The sequence below is a fragment of the Pelagerythrobacter marensis genome (assembly GCF_001028625.1).
GTDB classification, from domain to species: domain Bacteria; phylum Pseudomonadota; class Alphaproteobacteria; order Sphingomonadales; family Sphingomonadaceae; genus Pelagerythrobacter; species Pelagerythrobacter marensis.
In genome coordinates this window covers 2,157,458-2,181,886 of sequence record NZ_CP011805.1, presented here as the reverse complement: position 1 = coordinate 2,181,886, position 24,429 = coordinate 2,157,458, and the positions used below count along the sequence as shown (strand labels likewise).

Below are 24,429 nucleotides of genomic sequence, written 5' to 3'. Positions count from 1 at the left end.
GCGCGGCGATGCTGCGCAAACTCTATAACTGGACGATGGAAAAGGCCGCGCACCCCCATGCGGAAGGGTGGCTGGCGCTGATCAGTTTCATCGAATCGAGTTTCTTCCCGATCCCGCCCCATCCGCTGCTGGGCCTGATGTGCCTGGCCGAACCGAAGAAGGCGATCCGCTTCGCGTTGGTCTGCACGCTCGCGTCGGTTCTGGGCGGGCTGTTCGGCTATGCGATCGGCTATTTCCTCTACGACACGGTCGGTACCGCGATGCTTTCCGCCATCGGCCTGGCGGAGGAATTCCCCGTCGCCGCCTGCCACTTGCGCGAGCGGGACTGGGAAGTGATCTTCCTCGCCGGAAGCACCCCGGTCCCGTTCAAGCTGCTGACGATCACCGCCGGTTTCATCGAAATGGCGCTGGTGCCCTTCATCCTCGCCAGCATCGCCGGGCGGGCGCTGATCTTCATGACCGTGGGCATCCTGTTCCGCATGTTCGGCGCGCCGATCAAGCGGGTGATCGACGAATACCTGGCGACCGTCACCACCGTTTTCGCGGTGCTGGTGGTGGGCGGCTTCCTCGCGCTGTCCTACCTTTCCGGCGGAGACGATTCAGGCCAGCACAAGTGCGCCGCTGCGGCGATCGAAGCGGCGAGGTGAAACCCACTAGCCCTCGAACGTCGTCTCCAGCGAAATCTCGGCCTTGAGCAGCTTGGAAATCGGGCAATTGGCCTTCGCTTCGGCGGCCAGCTTCTCGAAATCCTCGCGCCCGATTCCTTCGACCTTGCCGGTGAGCGTGAGGTCGGAACGGGTGACGGTAAAGCCTTCGCCATCCTTCTCCAGCGTCACCCGGGCCTGCGTTTCCAGCGTGCCCTGTTCGTGCCCGGCGCGGGCGAGCGCGAAGCTGAGCGCCATGGTGAAGCAGCTCGCATGGGCGGCGGCGACCAGCTCTTCGGGATTGGTGCCCGGCGCATCCTCGAACCGGGTGTTGAAGCCGTAGGGCTGATTGTCCAGCGCGCCGGAGCCGGTCGACAGGCTGCCCTTGCCGTCCTTGCCGAACCCGTCGTAACGCGCGCTGCCGGTGTTGGTCGTCTTCATCGTCGCAATCTCCTTCACCATCGAGACGACTGGCGCGCCCTAGCGTTCCGCACCGCCGCGCCATTCGCGCCACAGCGGCGCAAGGTCCTGCGGGATCGACCGCGCGAATGCCGCATCGAGCGGATAGTGCGGCATCGCCTGCGCGACCGCGTCGAGCACGGCATTGCCCTGCGCCCGATCCTTGCGCCGTTTCAACGGGTCACGCTCGGGCTGCTCGGCGAGCCAAAGCTTGTGCAGGGCGAACCAGCGGGGGTCGGGCACTACCAGCCGGGCGGCGGTCCAGTCACGGCACGGGACGACCTGATTGACCGAGCGCCCGAGCAGCAGCCATTCCTGAGAAGGCAGCGGGATCGGGCGCGGCCGTTCGCGCGGGGCGAGCGTTCTGGCGCGCGACGGCGCGACCAGCAGATCGACTTCGTAGGTCGCGGCGTTCCGCGCCTGGCAATGTCGCTCGCTATTGATCGTGAAGGTCGGATCGACCGCCTTGAGCGCCGCCCATAGTCCCGCCTCCTCGGCTTGCTCTTCGGCGACCCACGCGAGATCGAAGTCTTCGGTCTCGTCGGGCGCATCTGCAATCGCGCCACCGGCCTCGATAGCGTAGGCCGGGAGGCAATTCGTCCCGATGACCAGCAGGGTTTCGTCGAGCAACCGGCGCCGGTCAAGCTCGCGCAGCAGTTCGCCCGCTGCGCTCGACAGCATCGGAAGATGCAGGGGGCGGGCCATGCGTCCGATCTCTTCGACCAGCCCGCTGGCCCTGGTCAGGCGGTGCTGCAGGTCCGACTTGGTGGTGCGATAATCGGCGAGCCGTCGTTCCAGTTCGGGTGACATCCGGCCGAGGCTCTTGCCGTTGTTCGACCTGTCGATTGCCTCGTAGAGATATTCGTACTTGCCCACTCGTTTGCGCACGAGATTGTAAGGCAGCTGGGAGAGGCCGCGCTGCGCCTCGATCATCGCCTCGTAGCGCGGCCGCAGGTTGATCAGCGCTCGCGCCTGTTCGTCGCTGAAGGGGCTTACGCGGTCTTCCACGAGCAACGATTTATCCTGCATTTTGGAAGAACGCAAGAATGCAGGATAAATCGTTCAATTTCAATCGATTAGATAATCCCGACAGCCTTGCCCGCGCGTTCGAACATGCCGAGGATCGTTTCGACTTCTTCGGCCGAGTGTTCGGCGCAGAGCGAGCAGCGCAGCAGGGTCATGTTGGCGGGCGTTGCCGGCGGGCGGGCGAGATTGACGTAGAGCCCTTCCTTCAGCAGCGCTTCCCACATCGCCGCGCCCCTGGCGAGATCGGGCATGATCACCGCGACGATCGCGCTTTGCGGATCGTCGGTCCCGAGCTGGAAGCCCAGATCTTTCAGCCCGCCGTGGAGCCGCCGCGAATTTTCCCACAGGTGCGCGCGCTTGTTGCCGCCGTGCATCAGCTTGCGAATGCTGGTCGCCGCGGTGGCGACCACGCTGGGGGGCAGCGAGGCGGTGAAGACATAAGGGCGGCAGACCAGTCGCATGATCTCGAACTTGGGATGGTTCGACACGCAGAAGCCGCCGACGGTGCCGACGCTTTTCGAGAAAGTGCCGATGATGAAATCGACATCGTCGATCACGCCCGCCTGCTCGACCACGCCGCGGCCGTTTTCGCCGATGAAACCCATCGAATGGGCCTCGTCCACCAGCACCATTGCGCCGTGTTTCTTCGCGATGGCGACCATTTCCTTCAGCGGGGCAATGTCGCCCAGCATCGAATAGACGCCTTCCAGAACGACCAGCTTGCCTGCCCCTTCGGGAATGCGGCGCAGGCGCTTTTCCATCGCCTCGACATCGTTGTGCTTGAACGGCACGACTTCCGCCTTGCCCATCGCGCACCCATCCCAGATGCTGGCGTGGCTATCGATGTCGAGGACGATGTAGTCGCCCTTGCCCGCGATGGTGGAGATGATCCCGAGATTGGCGAGGTACCCGGTGGAAAAGACCATCGCGTGGTCCATCGCGTAGAATTCGCGCAGCGCGTCTTCGCATTCCCGGTGACCCTGGTACGTACCATTGAGCACGCGGCTGCCGGTCGTCCCGCTGCCAAAATCGGCCAGGGCCTGCTTGCCCGCGGCGACGACGTCAGGGTCGAAGGTCATGCCCATGTAATTGTACGTGCCGAGCAGGATCGTATCGCGCCCGTTGCAGATCGCGCGGGTGGGGGAGAGGACTTTCTCCATCACCAGGTTGAAGGGATCTTCCTGCCCGCTGGCCAGCAGCCCCTCGCGCATCGCGATCAGATCGTCGAACTTGCTGAACAGGTCGGGCGTGTCGCCTTCGCGCACCTGCGGCCGGTCGGGCTGGCTGATGCCTTCGCTCACGCGTCGGCCTGCATCTTGTGGACCGCATCGACGAGCTGGCCGTACGTCTCGATTTCGGCCTGCTGGTTCATCGAGATGATGACGTCGAATTCATCCTCGATCGCGGCGACGAAATCCATCACCGTCAGGCTGTCGAATTCGAGATCGCCGGCGAACGTCGTCGCGTCGGTGACTTCGACGCCCTTCTGGTTGAACGGTTCGATCAGCGATCTGATGGTCTGGTCGGTTTGCGCGCGATCCATGCGAAAGTGTTCCAATCTCGATGCGGCGGGCCGGTGCCCGCCATGCCTACGATGCGGCAAAGCGGTTCGTCACCCCGCTTGTCAAGCATCACGGGTTTGCGGCCCGCGCCTTACGCCGGTTGGCCCTGCGCGGGGACCAGGCGCCGCACGGCCGCCATGAACGGGCCGATCGAAACCGGCTTGGCCAGATAATCGGCCGCGCCCGCCGCGCGAATCCGGTCCTCGTCCCCCTTGCCGGCATAGGCGGTCACGGCCAGCACCGGCACTTGCGCCAGGGTATGTTCGCCCTTGAGCGCGGTGATCAGGTCGACGCCCGATACGTTGGGCAACTGAATATCCATCAGCACCAGATCGGGGGCGAAACTGCGCGCGGCGTCCAGCACCAGTTCGCCATCGGCCACCGGCTCCACCTCGAACCCGCTTGCGCGCAGAACGTCGCAGAACAGTTTCCGGTTGAGGTCGTTGTCCTCGACAACCAGTATTCTCTTTGCCACAGCCTCGATCACCGGGGCGTGCTCCTTAAACTTGCCGCCTGCCCGCCTTATGAGCTGACGAGGACGCTGACAATTATTCATCCTGCCCCATCCTCCGACCATGTGCCCGGCGATCCCGAATCGCTGGCGCTCGGCGCGCTCGGCTGGGTACTGCAGGACGAGGATCGGGCGCAGCGCCTGCTTGCCCTGACCGGGCTGACGCCGGAAATCCTGCGCGAACGGCTGACCGACCGCGCGGTGCTCGGCGCCGTGCTGGAATTTCTCGCCAATCACGAACCGGACCTGGTCCTCGCGGCCGATGCGCTGAATGTTGCACCCGAAACGCTGATTGCCGCGCACCGGGCGCTGGCGACCGACGGGAATTCTTCCAAATGAACCGACCACTGATCATATCCGATTGCGACGAAGTGCTGCTGCACATGGTTGCCCATTTCCGCGACTGGCTGGGCGAAAGCGAGGGCGTCGATTTCACCATCGGCAGCAACAGTTTCGCGCAGGCGATGCGCTGGCGCGACAGCGGCGAAATTGTGGAGGAGCGCGAGATCTGGCGTCTGCTGGGCCGATTCTTCGACACCGAAATGGATCGCCAGCACCCGATCGAAGGGGCGGTGGAAGGGATCGCCGCGCTGGCCGATCACGCCGACGTGGTGATCCTGACCAATCTCAACGACGAGCGGCGCGATCGCCGCGCGCGCCAGCTGATGGACCACGGGATTGACGCGCGGGTCTTCACCAATCAGGGACCGAAGGGGCCGGCGCTCAAGGCGATTCTCGACGAATATGCGCCCAGCCGGGCGGTCTTCATCGACGATCTGCCGCAGCACCACCATTCGGTCGCCGAAATCGCGCCCGAGGTACGCCGGCTGCACTTGTGCGGCGAACCGCTGCTGGCGCCGCATATCGATTGCGCCCACCGCGCGGGCCACGCCCATGCACGGATCGACCGTTGGGGGGAGGCGCTGCCCTGGCTCCTCGGCCAGCTTGCCAACGAAACTCTGGATCGGGAAAACGCATGACAATCGACGAAAAACTTGCCGAATTGGGGATCGAACTGCCGCAGGCCGCGGCGCCGGTCGCCAGTTACCAGCCGGTCGTCATCCACGGCGGATTCGCCCATGTTTCGGGGCAGTTGCCGTTCGTGGAAGGCGACCTGATCAAGGGCCGGCTGGGCGATGATGTCGCGCTGGAAGACGGCGCCGGTGCCGCGCGCGCCTGCGGCCTGATGATCCTGGCCCAGCTCAAGGCCGCGCTCGGATCGCTCGATAAGGTGGAACGCGTGGTCAAGCTGGGCGCCTTCGTCAACTCGACCGCCGATTTCACCGACCAGCCCAAAGTCGCCAATGGCGCATCGGACCTGATGTTCGAGGTGTTCGGCGAAGCCGGGCGCCATTCGCGCAGCGCGGTCGGCGTGCCGGTGCTGCCGCTGGGCGTGGCGGTCGAAGTGGACGCGATCGTCGCCGTGAAGCCGTGATCCTGCGCCTGTTCGACGCATGGCGCGCGCCCGCGCCCGAACCCCGGCGCGTCGAATGGCTCGGGCAGGCGACCTATGCCCATCGCGGGCGGCATTCGCCCGGCGTGCCGGAAAATTCGCCGGCCGCCTTTGCCGAAGCGATGGCCGGCGGGCTGGGTATCGAATGCGATGTGCAGCGTACCGGCGATGGACATGCCGTGGTGTTTCACGACTGGGAACTGGACCGGCTGACCGATGAAAGCGGGCCCCTGCTGCGCCGCCCGCTGTCGGCGATAGAAGGGATCGTGCTGTCGGGCGGCAGCGACCGGATTCCCTCGCTGGAGCGGACGCTCGCCCAGGTCGGCGGGCGCGTGCCGCTGCTGATCGAACTCAAATCGAAGCGGGAACGCAGGGTCGGGCCGCTGTGTCTTGCCGTCCACCGCGCGCTCGACGGATATCGCGGCCGCCATGCGGTGATGAGCTTCGATCCGCGGGTATCGCGCTGGTTTTCCGTCCATTCGCCGCGCACCTTGCGCGGGCTGGTGGTGACGGAGGAAAACGATCGCGGCATCGGCGGAAGCTGGCGGCGCCATGCGGCATTGTGGCACGCACGGCCCGATTTCCTCGCTTACGACATTCGCGATCTGCCCAGCACGTTCGCCGCTGCGCAGCGCAATCGCGGTCTGCCGGTCCTGACCTGGACCGTGCGCGATCCCGATCAGCGCGAGCGTGCGGCCCGCTGTGCCGACGCGGCGATTGCCGAAGGGGACGGGCTGGAGTGAGCGAGGGTGACGAGCGGATTCGCGTGGCCGATGCGGTCGGTACGCTGCCGCGCGATGCCTGGGACCGGCTGGCCGGGGGCGACAATCCCTTTACGTCATGGGATTTCCTCACCGCGCTGGAGGATTCGGGCAGCGTCGGGCCGGGTACCGGCTGGCAGCCGCTGCCGATCGTGATCGAACGCGGCGCGGACCATGCGCTGTGCGCCGCCATGCCCGCTTATGCCAAGTCGCACAGCCAGGGCGAATATGTGTTCGACTATGCCTGGGCCGATGCCTACGAACGGGCCGGCGGGTCCTATTACCCCAAGCTCCAGATCGCGGCCCCATTCACCCCGGCGACCGGGCCGCGGCTGCTGGCGCGCGGCGATGCCGATGCGGCCCTGCTGCTGCGCGCGGCGGAGGCGGTGTGCACCCGGTTCGGCCTGTCCTCCGCCCACGCGACCTTCATCGCGCCCGAGCAGCAGCCCCTGTTCGCCGATGGCGGCTGGCTGATGCGCAGCGATATCCAGTTCCACTGGGAAAACCGCGGTTACGACAGCTTCGACGCCTTTCTGGCCGCGCTCAGTTCGCGCAAGCGCAAGGCGATCCGCAAGGAACGCGCTGCGGCGCAGGAAGGGCTGACGATCCGCCATCTCAGCGGCCCGGAGATCCGGGCCGAGCACTGGGATGCCTTCTGGGAATTCTACCAGGACACCGGCGCGCGAAAATGGGGGCAGCCCTATCTGACGCGCGAGGCCTTTGCCCTGCTGGGGGAACGGATGGCGGATCGCATCCTGCTGGTCCTGGCCTACGATGGCGCGGACGATAGCGGCCAGGCGATTGCCGGCGCGCTCAATTTCATCGGCGGCACCACGCTGTTCGGCCGTTACTGGGGCTGCACGCAGCAGCGCCGGTTCCTGCATTTCGAACTGTGTTACTATCAGGCGATCGACGCTGCCATTGCGCGGGGCCTGGCGCGGGTCGAGGCCGGGGCGCAGGGCGGGCACAAGCTGATGCGCGGATACGAGCCGGTCGAAACCTGGTCCGCCCACTGGATCGCCGATCCGGGCCTGCGCGAGGCGATCGGCGATTTTCTGCGGCACGAGCGCGATGCGGTGGCGCATGATCGTTCCGCAATGGCCGGACATACCCCGTTCAAGGAGGGGTAGGGGCGGCCTCTCCCCTAGGCAGCGTAGCCCCTAGGCAGCGCGGCGGGCATCGGCATTGAGCCATTCGCGCGCGCGGCGCTGGGCCTCGGCAATTTCGCGTGCGGTCATTTCGTCGGAAATCTCCGCGCGGCAGAAGGCCGCTTCCTCGTGCCCGTTCACGGCTGCGAGGTTGAACCACTTGTGCGCTTCCACCAGGTCGCATTCGACTTCGTGATCGTCGGTAGAGAACGCAACGCCGAGATCGAAGAACGCCGATGCCTCCCCCTGGCTCGCCGCGGCGAGGTACTGCGCGACCAGCCGGTCGGCCGTCGTGTCATCTGCAGGAATTGCCATCCCGCCGTCGATTGGAGTGAGCTTCATTTGTCTGCCCCCCGTCTGTTGCCGGGCGCTCCCCAATGGCACCCGATGCATGATGTGCGCCGAACATGGTCAACAAAAGGTTAATCAACGGGCGCGCCAAAGGGGGGCAGGGCACGCGCATTGCGGCAGCGAATCGAATTCATCGGGCCACCGTCCAATTGCCGCTTGTGCGTGCCCGACCCCCCGCTTATAGGCCCGGCCAAGCGGGGCCCGGGCCGTCGGACACGCCGGCGGGCCGGACTGGAAAGCGTCGGCTGCGGCCGGCAGGGGTTGAGAGGCAAGTATGGCGTCGGCCACGTCCACCGACATCGAAGTTCTCGAAAAGGCCAGGCAATCGATCGCTCCGGATTACGAGCCGAGCGACGACGAGCCTTACATGAACGAACAGCAGACGAACTTTTTTCGGATGCTTCTTCTCGAATGGAAACGGTCGATCTTGAGCGCATCTTCGGCAACGCTGCAATCATTGCAGGACGGGCCGATCCGCGAACCGGATCTGAACGATCGCGCCTCCAGCGAAACCGACTGGAGCATCGAACTGCGCACCCGCGACCGGCAGCGCAAGCTGATCGCCAAGATTGATTCCGCCCTGCGCCGGATCGACGATGGCGAATACGGCTATTGCGAAGTGACCGGCGATCCGATCGGCCTGCGCCGCCTGATTGCGCGCCCGGTGGCGACGATGACGGTCGAAGCGCAGGAAGCGCACGAACGGCGCGAGAAGATTTCCCGCGACGACTGACGTCGGCGGCCCGCCCGGGGCAGCACGCGGAACAGGCTTAAAGCTTCATTAGCCTATCGCAGGCTATGGGGAGCGGGCACTTGCGATGGCCTCGCAAGCTGAACCGTTGGCCGAGGAAAGGACGGAAGCAAACCCATGTCCGGCGTCGATACGCGACACATTGCCAGGGATAGCCTGTTCCTGCTGGCCACCGTGCGCATTGCCGGCGATTCGGCGGAGCATCGCGTCAAGGTGCGCAACCTTTCCGCCGGCGGTATGATGGCCGAGGGTGACGTGCGCGTCGAACGCGGCACGCGGCTTGCCGTCGATCTGCGCAATGTCGGCTGGGTCGAAGGGGCCGTGGCATGGGTGCAGGACAAACGCTTCGGCATTGCCTTTACCCAGGAAATCGACGCTCGCGCCGTGCGCGCGCCCGTCGCGCAGGGGGACAGTCCGGCCCCGCCATTCCGGCGCCCCGCGCTGGGCACCTCCGAACCCGGAACGATCGATTTCTCCCGCTTGCGCAAGCTTTAGGGTTGGTGCCTGCCAATTGCAGGCGGCCCTCTCTTGAACGCTGACCTGACGCCGATTGCCTGCTAGGCACGCTGGCGATGCGCCTCTCCCATCCACTCGCCCTGCTTTGTGCCGCTCTTGCGCTCGTGCTCGCCGGTTGCAGCGGCGGGGGCGGCGACCGGGTCGATGTGGTATTCATCGGCGAGGCGGGGGAACTGGAGCAGAGCGGCCTGCGGCTCTCCCCGGCGGGCCAGCACTTGCGCGCCGCCACGGCTGAAGGGCTGGTCGCGCTGGACGCCGCGGGCGGGGTGGTTCCCGCCGTCGCCGAACGGTGGGTCGTCACCGACGATGGCCTCAGCTACATTTTCCGCCTGCGCAATTCGGCGTGGGACGATGGCGAGCAGATCGAGGCGGAGCATGTTCGCGACGAGCTGCGCGCAGTGCTTCGCCGGTTGCGCGGCACCTCGCTCGGGCTCGACCTTGCGAAAGTCAGCGAAGTGCGGGCGATGACCGGGCGGGTGATCGAAATTCGCCTGACCAGCCCGCTGCCCGATCTCCTGCAAATCCTCGCCCAGCCCGAACTGGGGCTGCGCCGTGCAGGGGCAGGCATGGGGCCAATGATTGCCACCGACGTAGAAAACGGCTGGCTACTGCAACCGAGCCCGCCTGAAACCCGCGGCCTGCCCGAAGTGGCCGAATGGAACGAGCGGATTCGCCAGATATTCCTGCGCGTGCTCCCGGCCGACGAAGCCGTCGCCGCGTTCGATGCCGGCGCCGCCGATCTCGTGCTCAACGGCACGCTCGCCAACCTGCCGCTGGCCGATGTCGGCGCACTTTCGCGCGGGACCGTGCGGCTCGACGCGGCGCTGGGGCTGTTCGGTCTGCGGGTCCGGTCGGGCGAAGGGTTGCTGGCCGATGCCGCCCGGCGCGAGGCGCTGGCAATGGCGATCGACCGCCCGCAACTGTTGCAGCCGTTCAACATCGGCGGATGGGTCCCGACCACCCGCATCGTTGCGCCGGGATTGCCCGACGACATCGGAACTATCGACGAACGCTGGAGCGATCTTTCGCTGGAGGCGCGGCGCGGTCTGGCGGCCCGGCGCATTGCCGGCTGGGTGAGCGGCGAGGATGGCCGTGTTGCGCGCGTGACGCTGGCCCTGCCGCCCGGCCCCGGTTCCGACATGCTGTTCGCGCGGCTGGCTAACGATTTTGCCGCAATCGGCGTCACGCTCGACCGCGAGGACGATCCGGCGCAGGCCGATCTGGTGCTGGTGGACCGCGTCGCACGCTATGGCGCACCGCGCTGGTTCCTCAACCAGTTCGCCTGTTCGCTGGACGGCGGTCTTTGCGTGCCGGAAGCGGATGCGCGGGTGGAAGAAGCGCTTTCGGCCCAGAACACCATCGTGCGCGCCGCGCTCTATGCCGAGGCGGAGGCGGAACTGGCCGCCAGCAACGTCTACATACCCATAGGCGCGCCGATCCGCTGGTCGCTGGTGCGCGGCGGGGTGGAGGGGTTCCAGGAAAACCGCTGGAACATCCATCCCTTGCTGCCGCTCGCCATGCGTCCCATCTAGTGGGGCGTGAGGAGAACGCGATGAACCAGTCCCGGCAGCAACCCCGCCCGATGGCTATCGAACTGCCGACCGGCACCGATCCCCAGTCGATCCGGCGCCGGATCGAAACGATGGAATACATGCTCGAACGCAGTTTCCGCATTCCGGGCATCAACTACGCGGTCGGGCTCGATTCGATTGTTGGCCTGGTGCCCGTGGTGGGCGACGTGATCACCGCCGCGATGGGGGCCTATATCGTGTGGGAAGCGCGCAATCTGGGACTTCCCAAATGGAAGCTGTGGCGCATGGCGGGCAATATCGTTTTCGATACGGCGCTGGGCGCAGTTCCGGTGGCGGGCGATGCGTTCGATCTCGTGTTCCGTTCCAACACGCGCAACCTGAAGATCGTGCGCAAGCACCTCGACAAGCATCACCCGGAAACCCGCACGATCGAAGGCTAGGATCCGGCGGGGTAGTTTCATTCGTCACCGCTTGGCGCTAGGCCATCGCCATGGCGCGTGACGTAACCTATTCATCCTATCTCGATCTCGACCGCATTCTGGCGGCGCAGCACCCGGTATCGGGCGCGCATGACGAGATGCTGTTCATCATCGTCCATCAGGCCAGCGAGCTGTGGCTCAAGCTGTGCCTGCACGAGCTGGAGGCCGCGCGCGATTGCATCGGCGAAGATCGCCTGCGCCCCGCGTTCAAGATGCTCGCCCGCGTCGCCCGCGCGCAAGGGCAGCTGATCCAGTCGTGGGACGTGCTTTCCACGATGACGCCGCACGACTATTCGACCGTGCGCCCGCACCTGGGCAATTCGAGCGGGTTCCAGTCGGCGCAGTACCGGATGATGGAATTCCTGCTCGGCGGGCGCAATCCCGACATGGTGACGATGCACGAGGCGACGCCCGATGTGGCCGCCGCGCTGAGGGCCGAACTGGACCGGCCCAGCATCTATGCCGAAACGATGCGCCTTCTGGCGCGGCGCGGCCTTGCGATTCCCGATGCCGTGCTGGGGCGCGACCACCGCCTGCCGTGGGAACATTCGGCTGAGGTCGAGGCGGCCTGGGCCGAAATCTACCGCGACCCCGCGCAGCACTGGGATCTCTACGAGCTGGCCGAGAAGCTGGTCGATCTGGAATACCATTTCCAGCGCTGGCGTTTCGGCCACCTGAAGACGGTGGAACGGATCATCGGCTTCAAGAAGGGCACCGGCGGCACGCCCGGCGTGCCCTATCTGGAAGGGGTGCTGAAACAGGCGTTCTTCCCCGAACTGCTCAGCGTCAGGACGGCAATCTGATGCTGGCACAGGCGCGCGCCCGCGATGCCGCCGATCCCCTGCGCGAATATCGCGCGCACTTCGCCCTGCCCGAAGGGGTGATCTACCTCGACGGCAATTCGCTCGGCGTCCTGCCGAAAGCGACGGCGGGCCGCATGGCCGGCGTCGTGCGCGGCGAATGGGGCGAAGGGTTGATCCGCAGCTGGAATAGCGCCGACTGGATCGGCCTGCCCCGGCGCGTGGGCGGCAGGATCGCCCCGCTGGTCGGGGCCGCGCCGGACACGGTGATCGCCTGCGACAGCACCAGCATCAATCTGTTCAAGCTGATCGCCGCCGCGCTCGCCATGCGGCCGGGGCGCAAGGTCGTCCTGTCCGAACCGGGCAATTTCCCGACCGACCTCTACATGATCGCCGGGCTGGAGGCGCAGGGCCTCGCCGAACGCCGCCTCGCCCCGCGCGACCGGATTGCCGATGCGCTGGACGGCGACGTCGCGCTGCTGCTGCTGACCCACGTGCATTACAAGACCGGCGAGGTGTTCGACATGGCCGCGCTGACCCGCGCCGCGCACGAGGCCGGGGCGCTGGTCCTGTGGGACCTGTCGCATAGTGCCGGCGCGATCCCGGTCGAACTTGACGGGTGCGGGGCCGATTTCGCGGTCGGCTGTGGCTACAAGTATCTGAACGGCGGCCCCGGCGCGCCGGCCTTCGCTTATGTCGCGCAGCGCCATCATGCCGCGCTGGAACAGCCGCTGACCGGCTGGATGGGCCATGCCGCACCGTTCGCCTTCTCCGACGACTACCAGCCCGCGCCCGGCGTCGGCCGGCTGCTGTGTGGCACGCCGCCGATCCTGGGCCTTTCGGCGCTGGAGGTGGGGGTGGACCTGGTTGCGGAGATCGGCATCGAACGCCTCGCCGCAAAATCGCGCGCGCTGTCCGAATTCTTCCGTACCTGCCTCGACCAGGCAGGCGTCGCTCTCGAACTCGTCAGCCCGCCCGATCCCATGCAGCGCGGCAGCCAGCTCTCCTTCCGCCACCCGGAAGCATACGCGATCTGCCAGGCCCTCATCGCCCGCGGCGTGATCGGCGATTTCCGCGATCCCGACATCCTACGCTTCGGCTTTGCCCCGGCCTACGTCTCCTTCGAAGACGTGGCGGAGGCCGTCCGGCACCTGGCCGAAGTGCTCGAAACCGGCGAATGGCAGCGCGACGAGTTTCGCGAGAGGGCGGCGGTTACCTGAGCGACGGGCAGAAATCGACCCCGGTTTGTGGCGAGGGACTACTCGCCCTCTTTACGCGCCTCTAGCTCGGCAAGCCGCTCCTCCTGCATGGCAATGGACGGCACCTGGGAGGCTGAGCGCAAGGCATCGCTTAACAGATTCCACTCGTAGGGTTCCTGCGACCAGCCGTCGTTGTGCCGCTGAAACTGTGTGCCGTATATCTGGGGTTGCCCGATGGCCATGAGATAGCGGTCCAGCGTCGCGGCGGCGATCCACGTGGCCGTGGTCTTTCCCCGGGCCACCGCAACCAGCGCCAGTGCATGAGCTTTCAGATAATCCGAAGGCTCGCTGCCATGCTGGAAGACGAACGCAGCGTGGTAGAAATCGTCGCCACTGTGCAATTCGCCTGCGTCGAGCAATTCTCCTACCCGCTTTCGCCGCGCTGCGTCCTCGACCGTGACAGTCGCCCAGTCGATATCCGACACTTTTCGTGCAGCCTGATCCGCTGCGAAGATTGCGGTCATTTCGGGATTGGTCGGATGTTCGACAGCCTGCGATACAGTGTCATCTCGCTCGTCTTGTGCCGCAACCGGCGTTGCAAGCAGAAGCGCCGGTAACCAGAATAGCTTCCCAAACATCGTGATCCCTCTCCGCCAAGATAGCCATCGCACCGGCTGCAGCCGGTCGCTCATTCCTCCAGCTCGATGTCCCAATAGAGCCAGTCGCGCCAGGTTTCGTGGAGGTAGTTGGGCGGGAAGGCCTTGCCGCGTTCCTGCAGATGCCAGGTCGTCGGGCGGATCGGGTTGACTGCGGGCATGTGCGCCTGCCGGGGCGTGCGGCCGCCTTTCTTCATGTTGCACGGCGCGCAGGCGGTGATGATGTTCTCCCACGTCGTCTTGCCCCCCTGCCGGCGGGGTACCACGTGGTCGAAGGTCAGGTGATCGGGGCAACCGCAATACTGGCAGGTGAAGCGGTCGCGCAGGAACACGTTGAAGCGGGTGAAGGCCGGAAATTCGGATTGCTTCACGTATTGCCGCAGCGCGATCACGCTGGGGATCTTCATGTCGAGCGAGGGGGAATGCACTTCACGCTCGTACGTCGCGACAACGTCCACCCGGTCGAGGAAGATCGCCTTGATCGCGGTCTGCCACGGCCACAGGCTCAACGGATAATAGGACAGCGGCGTATAGTCGGCATTGAGGACGAGCGACGGACATGCCGACAGGTTGCGTGTCGGGTCTTCATCGGCGCTTCTGAACCGCGCCGCGCGCTCGATCAGTTCAGCCCTGAACATTGGTCATGACACGTTCGCGTGTCCTCCCTGATGCCTTAAAGGGAGCACTTGCGGCAAAAAGCGTCAAGCCTGTTACACTATGCGAATCCACAAGCTTTTTGCGCGAGTCGCGACTTTTGAGTCACGAAAGACACCCCCTGCCCGTCACCCGATTTGCCCCCAGCCCGAACGGTTCGCTGCATCTGGGCCATGCCTTTTCGGCCATTGCCGCGCACGACATCGCCCGCGCAGGCGGTGGGCGGTTCCTGTTGAGGATCGAGGATATCGACGGTGCGCGCAGCCGGCCCGAACTGGCGGGGGAATTTCGGGCCGACCTGGCCTGGCTCGGCCTCGAATGGCGGGAGGTCGCGCCCCAGTCCGCCCGGCTTGCAAGCTATGCCGCCGCTGCGCAGCGCCTGCGCGGCGAAGGGCTGCTCTATCCCTGCACCTGCACCCGCGCGGAAATCGCGGCGCGCGCGAAGCAGGCCGGGCCGGAAGGGCCGGTCTATCCCGGCACGTGCAGGAACCGGGGCGGCGCCGATGCAACGGCGGAGGGCGGGGTGCCGGTTGCCTGGCGGCTGGACGTTGCTGCCGCGCTCGCCCGCACCGGGCCGCTCGAATGGGATGATGCCCTGGCCGGGCCACAGGCGGCCGATCCGGCGCGACTGGGCGATGTCGTGCTGGTGCGCAAGAACGAACCGGCCAGCTATCATCTTGCCGCAACGCTCGACGATGCCGCCGATGGGGTGACGCTGGTGACGCGCGGCCACGATCTGTTCGCGGCGACGCATGTTCACCGCCTGCTTCAAGCGCTGCTCGATCTGCCGGTGCCGAAGTGGCATCATCATCCGCTCCTGCTCGACGATGCGACGGGCACGAAACTGGCCAAGCGGCGCAATTCCCCCTCGCTGGCAGATCGGCGCCGGGCGGGCGAATGCGGTGCGGAACTGGCGGCCGCGCTGCGCGGGCGGCGCTTCCCCGCTGGCATTTCGCTCGGCTAGGGGTTACAGCGCGGCCATGACTACATTCCTCGTCATCGTCCTCCTGATCCTCATCGCCCTGGTGGTGTTCTCGCTCGTGCGTGGGATCATCGCGTTCCTGAAAAGCACCAAGATGGATCTGGAACGTGAAGACACCGGCACCGCCAGCGAGATGCAGCTGCTGCAGAACAAGATGATGTTCGCGCGGATCAAGTATCAGGCGCTGGCCGTCGTGGTCGTGGCGGTCCTGCTCGCGATCGCCAACTGACGCGCCGGCGCGCGCATGGTCAAGCTCAACAAGATCTATACCCGCACCGGTGACGACGGCACGACCGGGCTGGTCGACGGTTCGCGAACTGCCAAGCATTCGCTGCGCATTGCCGCGATCGGGCGGGTCGATGCGGCCAACAGCGCGCTTGGCCTGGCCGCGGCGGCGCTCCGCGATGGGCCCCATGCCGCGGCGATCCACCGGATCCAGAACGACCTGTTCGATCTCGGCGCGGATCTCGCCACGCCGGGTGAAGATTTCGAACCGTCGGAAATGGTGCTGCGCGTCGTGCCGGCACAAGTCGACTGGCTGGAACACGAAATCGACCGGCACAACGAAACGCTGGAACCGCTCAGGAGCTTCGTCCTGCCGGGCGGCAGCGAGGCAGCAGCGCGGGTGCATGTGGCCCGGGCGGCCACGCGCGAAGCGGAACGGGCGATGACCGCACTGGCCGAAAGCGAGCCGGTCAACCCGGCGGCGCTCGCCTATATCAATCGCCTGTCGGACCATCTTTTCGTTCTTGCCCGCGTACTGAACGATTACGGCGCGAGCGACGTGAAATGGGTGCCGGGCGCCAACCGCTGATCCGCACCGATCCACAGCAGGCCGGGCCGCTCTAGCCAGGCCCGGCAGCAGACGTTACGAGGCGCCCCTGCTGCAACTGCGAAGGACGTGTGCAAATGCAAAAAGTGGCAATCGTCGGGGCCGGCCAGATGGGCTCGGGCATCGCGCAGACCGTGGCCCAGAACGGGATCGAGGTCCTGCTGGCCGATGTCGAACTGTCCCTTGCGGAGAAGGCCAAGGCCGGTATCGAGCGGACACTGGGCAAGCTGGTCAGCAAGGATAAGATTGCGCAGGGGGAGGCGGATGCCGCGCTGGCACGGATCGCCCCGGTCGCCGGATACGATGCGATGGGCGATGCCGACCTGATTATTGAAGCGGCGACCGAACGCGAAGATATCAAGCGCTCGATCTTCGAAGCGGCGGGCAAGGTCCTGGGCAGCGGGGCCATTCTCGCCAGCAACACCAGTTCCATCCCCATTACGCGCATGGCCAACTGGGCGCCCGATCCGGCGCGCTTCATCGGGCTGCATTTCTTCAATCCCGTGCCGGTGATGGGCCTGATCGAAGTGATCCCCGGGCTCGCCACGTCCGACGATACCACCGCACGGATGCGCGCCTTCGCCGAAAGCCTGGGCAAGGAAGTCGTGCTGAGCCAGGACGAGCCCGGCTTCGTCGTCAATCGTATCCTGATGCCGATGATCAATGAAGCGGTCTGCGTGCTGGGGCAGGGCACCGCGAATGTCGCGGATATCGACAAGGGCTGCCGCCTCGGCCTCAATCATCCGATGGGGCCGCTCCAGCTTGCCGATTTCGTGGGGCTGGATACCTGCCTGGAGATTATCAAGGTGCTCCACGGCACCACCGGCGACCCCCGCTACCGCCCCGCGCCGCTGCTGGTGAAATATGTCGAGGCCGGCTGGTACGGGCGCAAGACCGGCCGCGGTTTCTACGATTATTCGGGTGATGAGCCTGTGCCGACGCGCTGAAACGCGGAACAGGCCGCGCGTTCTATCCGTTGGTCATGCAAAGGAGAATTTGCATGACCGACAAGCCAGTAAAGAGCCAGGAAGAGCGTCAGCGCGATCTCGCGCCCGAAATGCACAACGACGAACAGGACGATCACCGCGCGCAGGCGCAGGAGATTGCCGGCGAAGCGCGCGAGCCGGCCGGCGTCAGCCCGACCGAAAGCGAGAAGGGCGACAATTCCAGCGGGCTGATGAACGATTCGACCCAGGACGTCGTCGACCGGATGCGCGACATGGAAAGTTCGGGCCGGATCGACATGGACGCCTATCGCGGCGAGACCAACCACGACGACAATGTCGATAAATACGGCAAGCCGGCCAAGCCCGACGGATTGCGCGGCGACGGAACCTGATCGCTGCCGGCGCGGCTACCCCGCGGCCTTGGCCAGATCCCCGTCGTTGAGCACCCATAGCCCGGCGATGAGGATCGCGGCACCAAGCATGACGGCATAGGCGAGCAGGCGAAAATTGGGGCTGGAGGCGCGTTCGAACTCGTGCGAATCGAGCCGCGAAAGCGTGTGGCAGGCGCGGCGCTGGGCGGAAAAGGCCAGGACCGCACCTGCGGCAATGAACAGGGTCGCGATCGCCTTGGCCAGCCATGGCGGTTCGAACGCCCCGAACAGGACGCGAAACGCCAGCCCTATCCCGATGGCGGCGAAGGCCGTGCGGATCCATCCGGCGAATGTTCGCTCGGTCGCCATGATATTGCGGTCTTCGGCATAGCGTGTCCGTTCGGCCGCAAGATCGTTAGAGTCCTTCTTCTCCGGCATCGGCCAAGACGATAGCTGTTTCTCCTTCCACCTCAAACACGGTGCCGCTGTCCGGTTCCCGCTCCTGAACGATCATCGGGGTCGAATCGAACCCTTCCGCATCGTCGACAAGTTCGCTGTCGGGATGGAAATCGACATCATCGTCGAAGGTGTGTGAAACATCGTCGTCGACAAAGTCCGCAACCGGCTCGGCAGGCGAAGGTGCAGCCGGCCGGGATGGCGGCGCGATGTCGGCCATCGGCGGCGGCATGTCGCCCGCCCTTGCGTGACGGCCCGCTGCGCGGTCTGCCAGATCGCCCAGCACCCCTTGCCCATCCTCGTCCCCGACGAGCGCAACTGCCGCGAGAATGACGAGCAGAGCGAGCGCGATTGCGGCCCACTTGTTGGTGAACGGATTGGCGTCCATGACCCTACGTAATAGGCATGAAACCTTAAAGGTTGGTGGATGCCGCTTCCTGCTTCAGGCGATAGAGCGTGTCGAGCGCCTCGCGCGGGGAAAGCGCATCGACATCGAGTGTCTGGAGGCTTTCGCGCAGGCTATCGACCCGCTCTTCCTCGACCGCGCTCGCCGCGGCGAACAACGGCAGATCGCCCAGCCCGGCGGCGAGGCCACCGGTTTCGGCGCGTCCTTTCTCCAGCCGTTCCAGCACCGAACGCGCGCGACCGACCACCGTATCCGGCACCCCGGCCAGCCGCGCGACGGCCAGCCCGTAACTGCGGTCTGCCGGTCCGCGCGCCAGTTCGTGCAGCAGGACGAGATCGCCCTTCCACTCGCGCGCGCGAACATGATGCAGGCTCAGCGCGTCGCAGGTTTCGGCAAGGCGCGACAGCTCGTGATAATGGGTGGCGAACAGGCATCGGCAGCGCAGCGTTTCATGAACCGCCTCCACCACGGCCCATGCCAGCGCGAGCCCGTCGTACGTGGACGTTCCGCGCCCGACTTCATCGAGGATGACGAAGCTGCGCTCGCTCGCCTGCGCAAGGATCGCGGCGGTTTCGACCATCTCGACCATGAAGGTGGAGCGCCCGCGCGCCAGATTGTCCGATGCGCCGACCCGGCTGAACAGGCGATCCACCAGCCCGATGCGCGCGCTGGCCGCCGGCACGAAGCACCCGGCCTGGGCCAGCAGAACGATCAGCGCATTCTGCCGCAGAAATGTGGATTTGCCGCCCATGTTGGGGCCACCGATCAGCCACAGCCGATCGGTATCGTCGAGCCGGCAATCGTTGGCCACGAACCGCTGGCCTGCCTTCGCCAGCGCAGCTTCCACCACCGGATGCCGCCCGCCCGCGATCTCAAGGCAGCGATCCTCCAGGATTTCCGGGCGGCACCAGTCCCCTTCCGCCGCGCGCTCGGCATTGCCGGCCGCCACGTCCAGCCGTGCCAGTGCCGCCGCAGTCTGTGCGACCGCCTCGCGCCGCTCGACGACTGCCTCGGTCAGCTCCTCGAAATGCGCATCTTCCGCCGCCAGTGCGTGCCCGCCGGCTTCGGCAATGCGCGCGGCTTCTTCGTGCAGGCCCAGCGAATTGAAGCGGACCGCGCCGGCCATCGTCTGGCGATGCGTAAACCCGCTGTCGGGTGCCATCAGCGTGTCGGCATGCTTGCTGGGCACTTCGATGAAGTAACCGAGCACGCCGTTGTGCTTGATCTTGAGCGCGCCGATCCCGGTCTCGTCGCGATAGCGGCTTTCCATTGCGGCAATCGCCCGGCGCGCGTTGCCCGAAGTCTGGCGGAGTTCGTCGAGCGCGGCGTCGTAGCCTTCGGCGATGAAGCCGCCGTTCTGCCGTTCGGTCGGCGGGGCCGGGACCAGCGCGCGCTGGAGCAGGTCCACCAGCGCGCCGTGCCCGCCGAGGTGCGGCAACAGGGTATCGAGCAGGGCGGGGCGGTCGGGCCGCGCCTGAAGGTGGTCGCGGATACGCCGCGCCTCGGCCAGGCCGTCGCGCACTTGCCCCAGATCGCGTGGAGAGCCGCGCCCCGCGACGATCCGCCCCAGCGCGCGACCGATATCGGGCAGGGCGCGCAGCACTTCGCGCAGTTCGGCGCGCATCAGGGGGTCGGCATGGAGCCAGCCGACCAGCGCCAGGCGCGCTTCGATCGCTGCGGCATCGGTTAGCGGAGCCGAAAGGTCTTCCGCCAGTTGCCGCGCGCCGGCGCCGGTCGCGCAGCGATCAATGGCGGCGATCAGGCTGCCTTCGCGCGTGCCCTGTTGCGACCGCACGATTTCCAGGCTCGTCCGGGTCGCTTCATCCATCGCCAGGGCGGCTTCGCCCGCGCGCACGACCGGGGGCAGGAGCAGGGGCAGCTTGCCCCGCCCGGCATGGTCGAGATAGGCGACCAGCCCCCCGGCAGCGGCCAGCATCGCGCGGGTAAAGGCTCCGAACCCGTCGAGAGTGGCAACGCCGTGGATCTCCTGCAGCCGTTGCTGTCCTGCGTCGCTGGCGAAATCCCCACGGGCCCGCTCGATCGCCTCGGGCGGGCGTTCGCCCCAATCGGCGGGCCAGTCTTCGGGGATCACGATCTCGCTCGGCCCGAGGCGCGCGATCGCTGCGCCCAGCCGTTCCGGCGCACAGTCTTCCAGCGCCATGCGCCCGGTCGAGATGTCGACTGCGGCGATGCCTGCCGTCCCGCGCACATCGCATACCGCCGCCAGCACATTGGCGCGGCGCGGTTCCAGCAGCGCCTCTTCCGTCAGTGTGCCGGCGGTCACGAAACGCACGATGTCGCGCTTCACCAGCGCTTTCGACACCGGGGAGCCCTCGCGCCGGGCGCGCTCTTTCGCTTCTTCCGGCGTTTCGACCTGCTCGGCGATGGCGACCCGGCAACCGGCGCGAATCAGGCGGGCGAGATAGCTTTCGGCGGAATGGACCGGCACCCCGCACATCGGCACTGGCTCGCCGCCATGTTCGCCGCGCGTGGTCAGCGCGATATCGAGCACCCCGGCGGCCGTGCGCGCATCGTCGAAAAACAGTTCGAAGAAGTCGCCCATGCGATAGAACAGCAGACAATCGCCTGCTTCGCGCTTCAGCGCGTGGTATTGTTCCATCATCGGGGTGCTTTTGCCCGCCATGCTATCGGGCCTAGCCCCCGCAATGGCGATTCGGAAAGGGCAGGGCTCGCGCCTTTCCCCTACCGCTCGCGCGTCGAGTGTGGTTTAGGGCGCGGCGCCCCCAAAAGTGAGCCGCAGATCAGGAGACGAAAATTTGGCCGAGGAAAAACAGGCGAGCTTCACCGCGCGCGAGGCGCTGTTCTACCACGAGACGATTCGTCCCGGTAAGATCGAGATTGTCGCTTCGAAACCAATGGCGACGCAGCGCGACCTCAGCCTGGCCTATTCGCCCGGAGTCGCGGCACCTGTTGAAGCGATTGCCGAAGATCCGGCCAATGCCGCGCGCTACACCGCCCGGTCCAACCTCGTTGCCGTCATCACCAATGGCACCGCGATCCTCGGTCTCGGCAATCTCGGCGCGCTTGCTTCCAAACCGGTGATGGAAGGCAAGGCGGTGCTGTTCAAACGCTTCGCCGATGTCGATTCGATCGACATCGAACTCGACACCGAAGACCCGGAAAAGTTCATCGAAGCGGTGGCTTTGATGGAACCGACGTTCGGCGGCATCAACCTGGAAGACATCAAGGCGCCCGAATGCTTCATCATCGAGCAGGCCCTGCGCGAACGGATGAACATCCCGGTCATGCATGACGATCAGCACGGTACCGCGATCATCGCCGCGGCCGGGTTGATCAACGCCTGCCATCTGACCGGGCGCAAGTTGAAAGACGTGCGCATGGTGGTGAACGGCGCCGGCGCCTCCGCGCTCGCCTGCACCGCGCTGATCAAGGCAATGGGGGTGCCCCACGATCAGGTGACCGTCTGCGACCGATCGGGCCCGATCTATCGCGGCAGGACCGATTCGATGGACCAGTGGAAGAGCGCGCACGCCATCGACACCGACGCGCGCAGCCTGGAAGAGGCGCTGGAAGGGGCCGATATCTTCCTGGGCCTGTCGGCTGCCGGCGCGCTCAAGCCCGAATGGGTCGCGAAGATGACCGATCAGCCGATCATCTTCGCGATGGCGAACCCCGTGCCGGAAATCATGCCGGACGAGGCCAAGGCCGTCCGCCCGGACGCGATCATTGCCACCGGGCGCAGCGATTTCCCCAATCAGGTCAACAATGTCCTTGGTTTCCCCTTCATCTTCCGCGGTGCGCTCGACGTGCAGGCGACGGCAATCAACGAAGAGATGAAGATCGCCGCGGCCCATGCCATCGCGGAACTGGCGCGCGAACGCGTTCCCGACGAAGTCGCCGCGGCCTATGGCAAGAGCCACGCCTTCGGCACCGATTACATCATCCCCGCGCCGTTCGATCCGCGCCTGATGGAAGTGGTATCGTCGGCTGTTGCGAAGGCGGCGATGGATACCGGGGTCGCGCTGGCGCCGATTGCCGATATGGACGCTTACCGCATGTCGCTGAAGGCGCGGCTCAACCCGACCACGGCGGCGCTGACCAACACGTACGAAGTGGCACGCAGCAACCCGAAACGGGTGGTCTTCGCCGAAGCGGAAGAAGATGTCGTGCTGCGCGCGGCGATCCAGTTCCGCGATTTCGGATACGGCACCCCGGTGCTGGTCGGACGGACGGAGAAAGTGCGCGAACGCCTGGTAGAGCTGGCGGTGGACGATCCCGACGAGTGGGAAATCCAGAACTCGGCCGATTCCGAATATGTCCCGCAGATGGTCGAATACCTCTATCAGCGGCTGCAACGCAGGGGTCGGACGGAGCGTGACGTGCGCCGCCTGGTCAATCAGGAACGCAATATCTTCGCCGCGCTGCTGGTCGCACTCGGCCATGGCGACGCGATGATTTCTGGTCTGACGCGAACATTCTCGCAGACCGCGCGCGAAGTGAACCTCGTGCTCGATCCGAAGCCGGACCAGGTGCCGTTCGGCATTCACATGATGATCGGCAAGAACCACACCATGTTCCTGGCCGATACCACGATCAACGAGCGGCCGACCGCGGAAGAACTGGCCCACATCGCGCGCGAGACCGCTGCCGTCGCGCGGCGCATGGGGCATGAACCGCGGGTCGCGTTCCTGTCCTATTCCACCTTCGGCAATCCGCCGGGGCAATGGTTGGGCAATATTCGCGACGCGGTGGCGATCCTCGATGCGGAAAAGCCTGGCTTCGAATACGAAGGCGAGATGGCACCCGACGCGGCGCTTAACCCGAAGGTCATGGAACTCTATCCCTTCAGCCGCCTTTCGGCACCGGCCAACGTACTGATCATGCCCGGCCTGCAGTCGGCGAACCTGTCGGCCAAGCTGCTGCGGGAAATCGCAGGCGATGCGACGATCGGCCCGATGCTGATCGGGATGGAAAAGCCGGTTCAGATCGCCCCGATGACCGCGATCGCGCCCGACGTCCTGACTCTGGCCGTACTGGCCGCAGCCGGGGTCGCGGGCTGACCGGCAGGGCTGTCAGCTTTCGTCCAGATATTCGGACAGGTCGACGAAGTGCTGGTCCGGCCGGGCCGGGTCGACCAGCACGCGAAGGTCCCGGCCGGCGAGATGCCGGGACAAGTCGACCCAGATCTGGTCGCTCTTGAAGCTGCACAGCTTGCCCGTGGCAGGGTGCTTCGCCTGCCCCACGACCCGCCAGGGACTGCGGCCGTTCACTTTGGTGCTGGTGTCGCGATAGCATTCGACAAACCTGGCCTTGATCGGGATGCCGGTCGCCTTGAGCCGCGCGACAATGCGACGGCGGCGAATGGAAAGGAACAGGAATGCGCTGCCTAACATGGCAAAGACGCTGCCTATTCCGCCGAATATCAGCGGCACGAAGTGACGGTCCATAAAGCCATCGATTATCGCCCGGCCCGGCGCGGCAGGGTCATAGATAACCGAAACGGTTTCGCCTGGCGCATAGGCGGGCGGACTGCTGCCGACATTGCCCACGAACTGGTGCCGCGTGCCCTCCCTGTCGTGGAACACCACCACCGGGCGAAATGTCGATCCATTGTCAGAATCGTAACGGCGTTCGAGTTCCATCACTGTGCCGGTGGTTCGCGCACCGCCGTTGCTTAACGCGCGATCCTCCGTCCACGCCCACAAGCCAACCGCGGCAAAGACAAGCCCGACCGCCAGAAACGCGCCGCCGATCCATATGAATATCCTAGGCATCGAACGCTGTTACCTCACTTCCGCAAATATCGGTAGTGCCACCTCCGAATCCTTCTTGCGCCCACTTGCAATCGCAAATTAATCGCATTAGCGGGTGGCCCGACAGGACGATCCACACCCCGATGCCGCATCTCCGCGTCGGCGAGGGGGCGAGACGACGTGAACGAGGGGCATATC

The 24,429-nt window shown here is 65.8% G+C and carries 30 protein-coding genes; 18 read left to right on the top strand and 12 right to left on the bottom strand.

What is annotated here, in order from left to right:
- Nucleotides 1-8: 8 nt before the first annotated feature.
- Nucleotides 9-647: a YqaA family protein gene (locus AM2010_RS10345; protein ID WP_047806991.1), complete on the top strand. Its 639-nt coding sequence runs from the start codon at nt 9-11 to the stop codon at nt 645-647.
- A gap of 6 nt (nt 648-653) precedes the next feature.
- On the opposite strand, the gene AM2010_RS10340 is transcribed toward AM2010_RS10345, so the two are convergent.
- The 5 genes from AM2010_RS10340 to AM2010_RS10320 form a co-directional block, all read right to left on the bottom strand.
- Nucleotides 654-1,085: an OsmC family protein gene (locus AM2010_RS10340; RefSeq protein ID WP_047807903.1), complete on the bottom strand. Its 432-nt coding sequence runs from the start codon at nt 1,083-1,085 to the stop codon at nt 654-656.
- 39 nt (nt 1,086-1,124) lie between these two features.
- Nucleotides 1,125-2,147: a GSU2403 family nucleotidyltransferase fold protein gene (locus AM2010_RS10335; protein ID WP_150115340.1), complete on the bottom strand. Its 1,023-nt coding sequence runs from the start codon at nt 2,145-2,147 to the stop codon at nt 1,125-1,127.
- 32 nt (nt 2,148-2,179) lie between these two features.
- Nucleotides 2,180-3,430 carry a serine palmitoyltransferase gene (gene spt, locus AM2010_RS10330; protein WP_047806989.1) on the bottom strand — a complete coding sequence of 417 codons (1,251 nt, stop codon included), beginning with the start codon at nt 3,428-3,430 and terminating at the stop codon, nt 2,180-2,182.
- Nucleotides 3,427-3,672 (bottom strand): acyl carrier protein, encoded by a 246-nt coding sequence (locus AM2010_RS10325; RefSeq protein ID WP_047806988.1) that lies wholly within the window; start codon nt 3,670-3,672, stop codon nt 3,427-3,429. Before AM2010_RS10325 ends, spt begins: the two co-directional genes overlap by 4 nt.
- 110 nt (nt 3,673-3,782) lie before the next feature.
- A complete protein-coding gene (locus AM2010_RS10320) occupies nt 3,783-4,166 on the bottom strand; it encodes a response regulator (protein WP_047807902.1) in 384 nt (127 codons plus the stop codon).
- A gap of 102 nt (nt 4,167-4,268) precedes the next feature.
- On the opposite strand from AM2010_RS10320, the gene AM2010_RS10315 reads away from it, so the two are divergent.
- From AM2010_RS10315 to AM2010_RS10295, 5 genes are read left to right on the top strand one after another with little or no spacing between them, the layout of a single operon-like run.
- The gene (locus AM2010_RS10315; RefSeq protein WP_236699505.1) at nt 4,269-4,541 is read left to right on the top strand and encodes a DUF3572 domain-containing protein; all 273 of its coding nucleotides are present in this window, start codon (nt 4,269-4,271) and stop codon (nt 4,539-4,541) included.
- Entirely contained in the window at nt 4,538-5,182 is a 645-nt protein-coding gene (locus tag AM2010_RS10310) for an HAD family hydrolase (RefSeq protein WP_047806987.1), read from the top strand. The genes AM2010_RS10315 and AM2010_RS10310 overlap by 4 nt, the downstream gene beginning before the upstream one ends.
- Nucleotides 5,179-5,637: a RidA family protein gene (locus tag AM2010_RS10305; RefSeq protein WP_047806986.1), complete on the top strand. Its 459-nt coding sequence runs from the start codon at nt 5,179-5,181 to the stop codon at nt 5,635-5,637. The genes AM2010_RS10310 and AM2010_RS10305 overlap by 4 nt, the downstream gene beginning before the upstream one ends.
- Complete coding sequence (locus tag AM2010_RS10300; protein ID WP_047806985.1) at nt 5,634-6,398, top strand: glycerophosphodiester phosphodiesterase family protein; 765 nt, start codon at nt 5,634-5,636, stop codon at nt 6,396-6,398. Before AM2010_RS10305 ends, AM2010_RS10300 begins: the two co-directional genes overlap by 4 nt.
- On the top strand, nt 6,395-7,546 hold the full coding sequence (locus tag AM2010_RS10295) for a GNAT family N-acetyltransferase (RefSeq protein WP_053044055.1): 1,152 nt from the start codon (nt 6,395-6,397) through the stop codon (nt 7,544-7,546). Before AM2010_RS10300 ends, AM2010_RS10295 begins: the two co-directional genes overlap by 4 nt.
- A 30-nt stretch (nt 7,547-7,576) precedes the next feature.
- On the opposite strand, the gene AM2010_RS10290 is transcribed toward AM2010_RS10295, so the two are convergent.
- Complete coding sequence (locus AM2010_RS10290; RefSeq protein ID WP_047806984.1) at nt 7,577-7,906, bottom strand: SEL1-like repeat protein; 330 nt, start codon at nt 7,904-7,906, stop codon at nt 7,577-7,579.
- Nucleotides 7,907-8,189: 283 nt separating this feature from the next.
- Between AM2010_RS10290 and dksA the strand changes: the two genes are divergently transcribed.
- The 6 genes from dksA to kynU all read left to right on the top strand — a co-directional run bounded on the left by dksA (nt 8,190) and on the right by kynU (nt 13,213).
- Nucleotides 8,190-8,648, top strand: a complete 459-nt coding sequence (gene dksA / locus AM2010_RS10285) for an RNA polymerase-binding protein DksA (RefSeq protein WP_047806983.1) — start codon at nt 8,190-8,192, stop codon at nt 8,646-8,648.
- A 135-nt stretch (nt 8,649-8,783) separates the two neighbouring features.
- Nucleotides 8,784-9,161 (top strand): PilZ domain-containing protein, encoded by a 378-nt coding sequence (locus AM2010_RS10280; protein ID WP_047806982.1) that lies wholly within the window; start codon nt 8,784-8,786, stop codon nt 9,159-9,161.
- Between the two features lie 77 nt (nt 9,162-9,238).
- The gene (locus tag AM2010_RS10275; RefSeq protein ID WP_047806981.1) at nt 9,239-10,714 is read left to right on the top strand and encodes an ABC transporter substrate-binding protein; all 1,476 of its coding nucleotides are present in this window, start codon (nt 9,239-9,241) and stop codon (nt 10,712-10,714) included.
- 20 nt (nt 10,715-10,734) lie between these two features.
- Nucleotides 10,735-11,154, top strand: coding sequence for a DUF4112 domain-containing protein (locus tag AM2010_RS10270; RefSeq protein WP_047806980.1), 420 nt, complete (start codon nt 10,735-10,737; stop codon nt 11,152-11,154).
- A gap of 50 nt (nt 11,155-11,204) precedes the next feature.
- On the top strand, nt 11,205-11,996 hold the full coding sequence (locus tag AM2010_RS10265) for a tryptophan 2,3-dioxygenase (RefSeq protein WP_047806979.1): 792 nt from the start codon (nt 11,205-11,207) through the stop codon (nt 11,994-11,996).
- Entirely contained in the window at nt 11,996-13,213 is a 1,218-nt protein-coding gene (gene kynU, locus AM2010_RS10260) for a kynureninase (RefSeq protein WP_047806978.1), read from the top strand. The genes AM2010_RS10265 and kynU overlap by 1 nt, the downstream gene beginning before the upstream one ends.
- Before the next feature lie 38 nt (nt 13,214-13,251).
- On the opposite strand, the gene AM2010_RS10255 is transcribed toward kynU, so the two are convergent.
- Together AM2010_RS10255 and AM2010_RS10250 are read right to left on the bottom strand one after the other, a co-directional pair.
- Nucleotides 13,252-13,884 (bottom strand): hypothetical protein, encoded by a 633-nt coding sequence (locus AM2010_RS10255; protein ID WP_236699506.1) that lies wholly within the window; start codon nt 13,882-13,884, stop codon nt 13,252-13,254.
- Nucleotides 13,881-14,486: an HNH endonuclease gene (locus tag AM2010_RS10250; RefSeq protein ID WP_047806977.1), complete on the bottom strand. Its 606-nt coding sequence runs from the start codon at nt 14,484-14,486 to the stop codon at nt 13,881-13,883. The genes AM2010_RS10255 and AM2010_RS10250 overlap by 4 nt, the downstream gene beginning before the upstream one ends.
- Before the next feature lie 137 nt (nt 14,487-14,623).
- Between AM2010_RS10250 and gluQRS the strand changes: the two genes are divergently transcribed.
- From gluQRS to AM2010_RS10225, 5 genes are all read left to right on the top strand, one after another.
- On the top strand, nt 14,624-15,466 hold the full coding sequence (gene gluQRS / locus AM2010_RS10245) for a tRNA glutamyl-Q(34) synthetase GluQRS (protein ID WP_047807898.1): 843 nt from the start codon (nt 14,624-14,626) through the stop codon (nt 15,464-15,466).
- A gap of 16 nt (nt 15,467-15,482) precedes the next feature.
- Nucleotides 15,483-15,713, top strand: a complete 231-nt coding sequence (locus tag AM2010_RS10240) for an HIG1 domain-containing protein (protein WP_047806976.1) — start codon at nt 15,483-15,485, stop codon at nt 15,711-15,713.
- Between the two features lie 15 nt (nt 15,714-15,728).
- The gene (locus AM2010_RS10235; RefSeq protein WP_047806975.1) at nt 15,729-16,298 is read left to right on the top strand and encodes a cob(I)yrinic acid a,c-diamide adenosyltransferase; all 570 of its coding nucleotides are present in this window, start codon (nt 15,729-15,731) and stop codon (nt 16,296-16,298) included.
- Nucleotides 16,299-16,393: 95 nt separating this feature from the next.
- Nucleotides 16,394-17,263, top strand: coding sequence for a 3-hydroxyacyl-CoA dehydrogenase family protein (locus AM2010_RS10230; RefSeq protein ID WP_047806974.1), 870 nt, complete (start codon nt 16,394-16,396; stop codon nt 17,261-17,263).
- 53 nt (nt 17,264-17,316) lie between these two features.
- Complete coding sequence (locus AM2010_RS10225) at nt 17,317-17,655, top strand: hypothetical protein (RefSeq protein ID WP_047806973.1); 339 nt, start codon at nt 17,317-17,319, stop codon at nt 17,653-17,655.
- 15 nt (nt 17,656-17,670) lie between these two features.
- On the opposite strand, the gene AM2010_RS10220 is transcribed toward AM2010_RS10225, so the two are convergent.
- The 3 genes from AM2010_RS10220 to mutS are packed head-to-tail and all read right to left on the bottom strand — an operon-like array spanning nt 17,671 to nt 21,140.
- Entirely contained in the window at nt 17,671-18,072 is a 402-nt protein-coding gene (locus tag AM2010_RS10220) for a YidH family protein (RefSeq protein WP_047806972.1), read from the bottom strand.
- A complete protein-coding gene (locus AM2010_RS10215; protein ID WP_047806971.1) occupies nt 18,050-18,478 on the bottom strand; it encodes a hypothetical protein in 429 nt (142 codons plus the stop codon). Before AM2010_RS10215 ends, AM2010_RS10220 begins: the two co-directional genes overlap by 23 nt.
- Before the next feature lie 25 nt (nt 18,479-18,503).
- Nucleotides 18,504-21,140, bottom strand: a complete 2,637-nt coding sequence (mutS, locus tag AM2010_RS10210; RefSeq protein WP_047806970.1) for a DNA mismatch repair protein MutS — start codon at nt 21,138-21,140, stop codon at nt 18,504-18,506.
- A gap of 133 nt (nt 21,141-21,273) precedes the next feature.
- Here mutS and AM2010_RS10205 point away from each other — a divergent pair, with 133 nt between their 5' ends.
- Nucleotides 21,274-23,538: an NADP-dependent malic enzyme gene (locus AM2010_RS10205; protein WP_047806969.1), complete on the top strand. Its 2,265-nt coding sequence runs from the start codon at nt 21,274-21,276 to the stop codon at nt 23,536-23,538.
- Nucleotides 23,539-23,550: 12 nt separating this feature from the next.
- Here AM2010_RS10205 and AM2010_RS10200 read toward each other — a convergent pair whose 3' ends face one another.
- A complete protein-coding gene (locus AM2010_RS10200) occupies nt 23,551-24,252 on the bottom strand; it encodes a DUF3592 domain-containing protein (protein WP_053044054.1) in 702 nt (233 codons plus the stop codon).
- Nucleotides 24,253-24,429 lie beyond the last annotated feature (177 nt).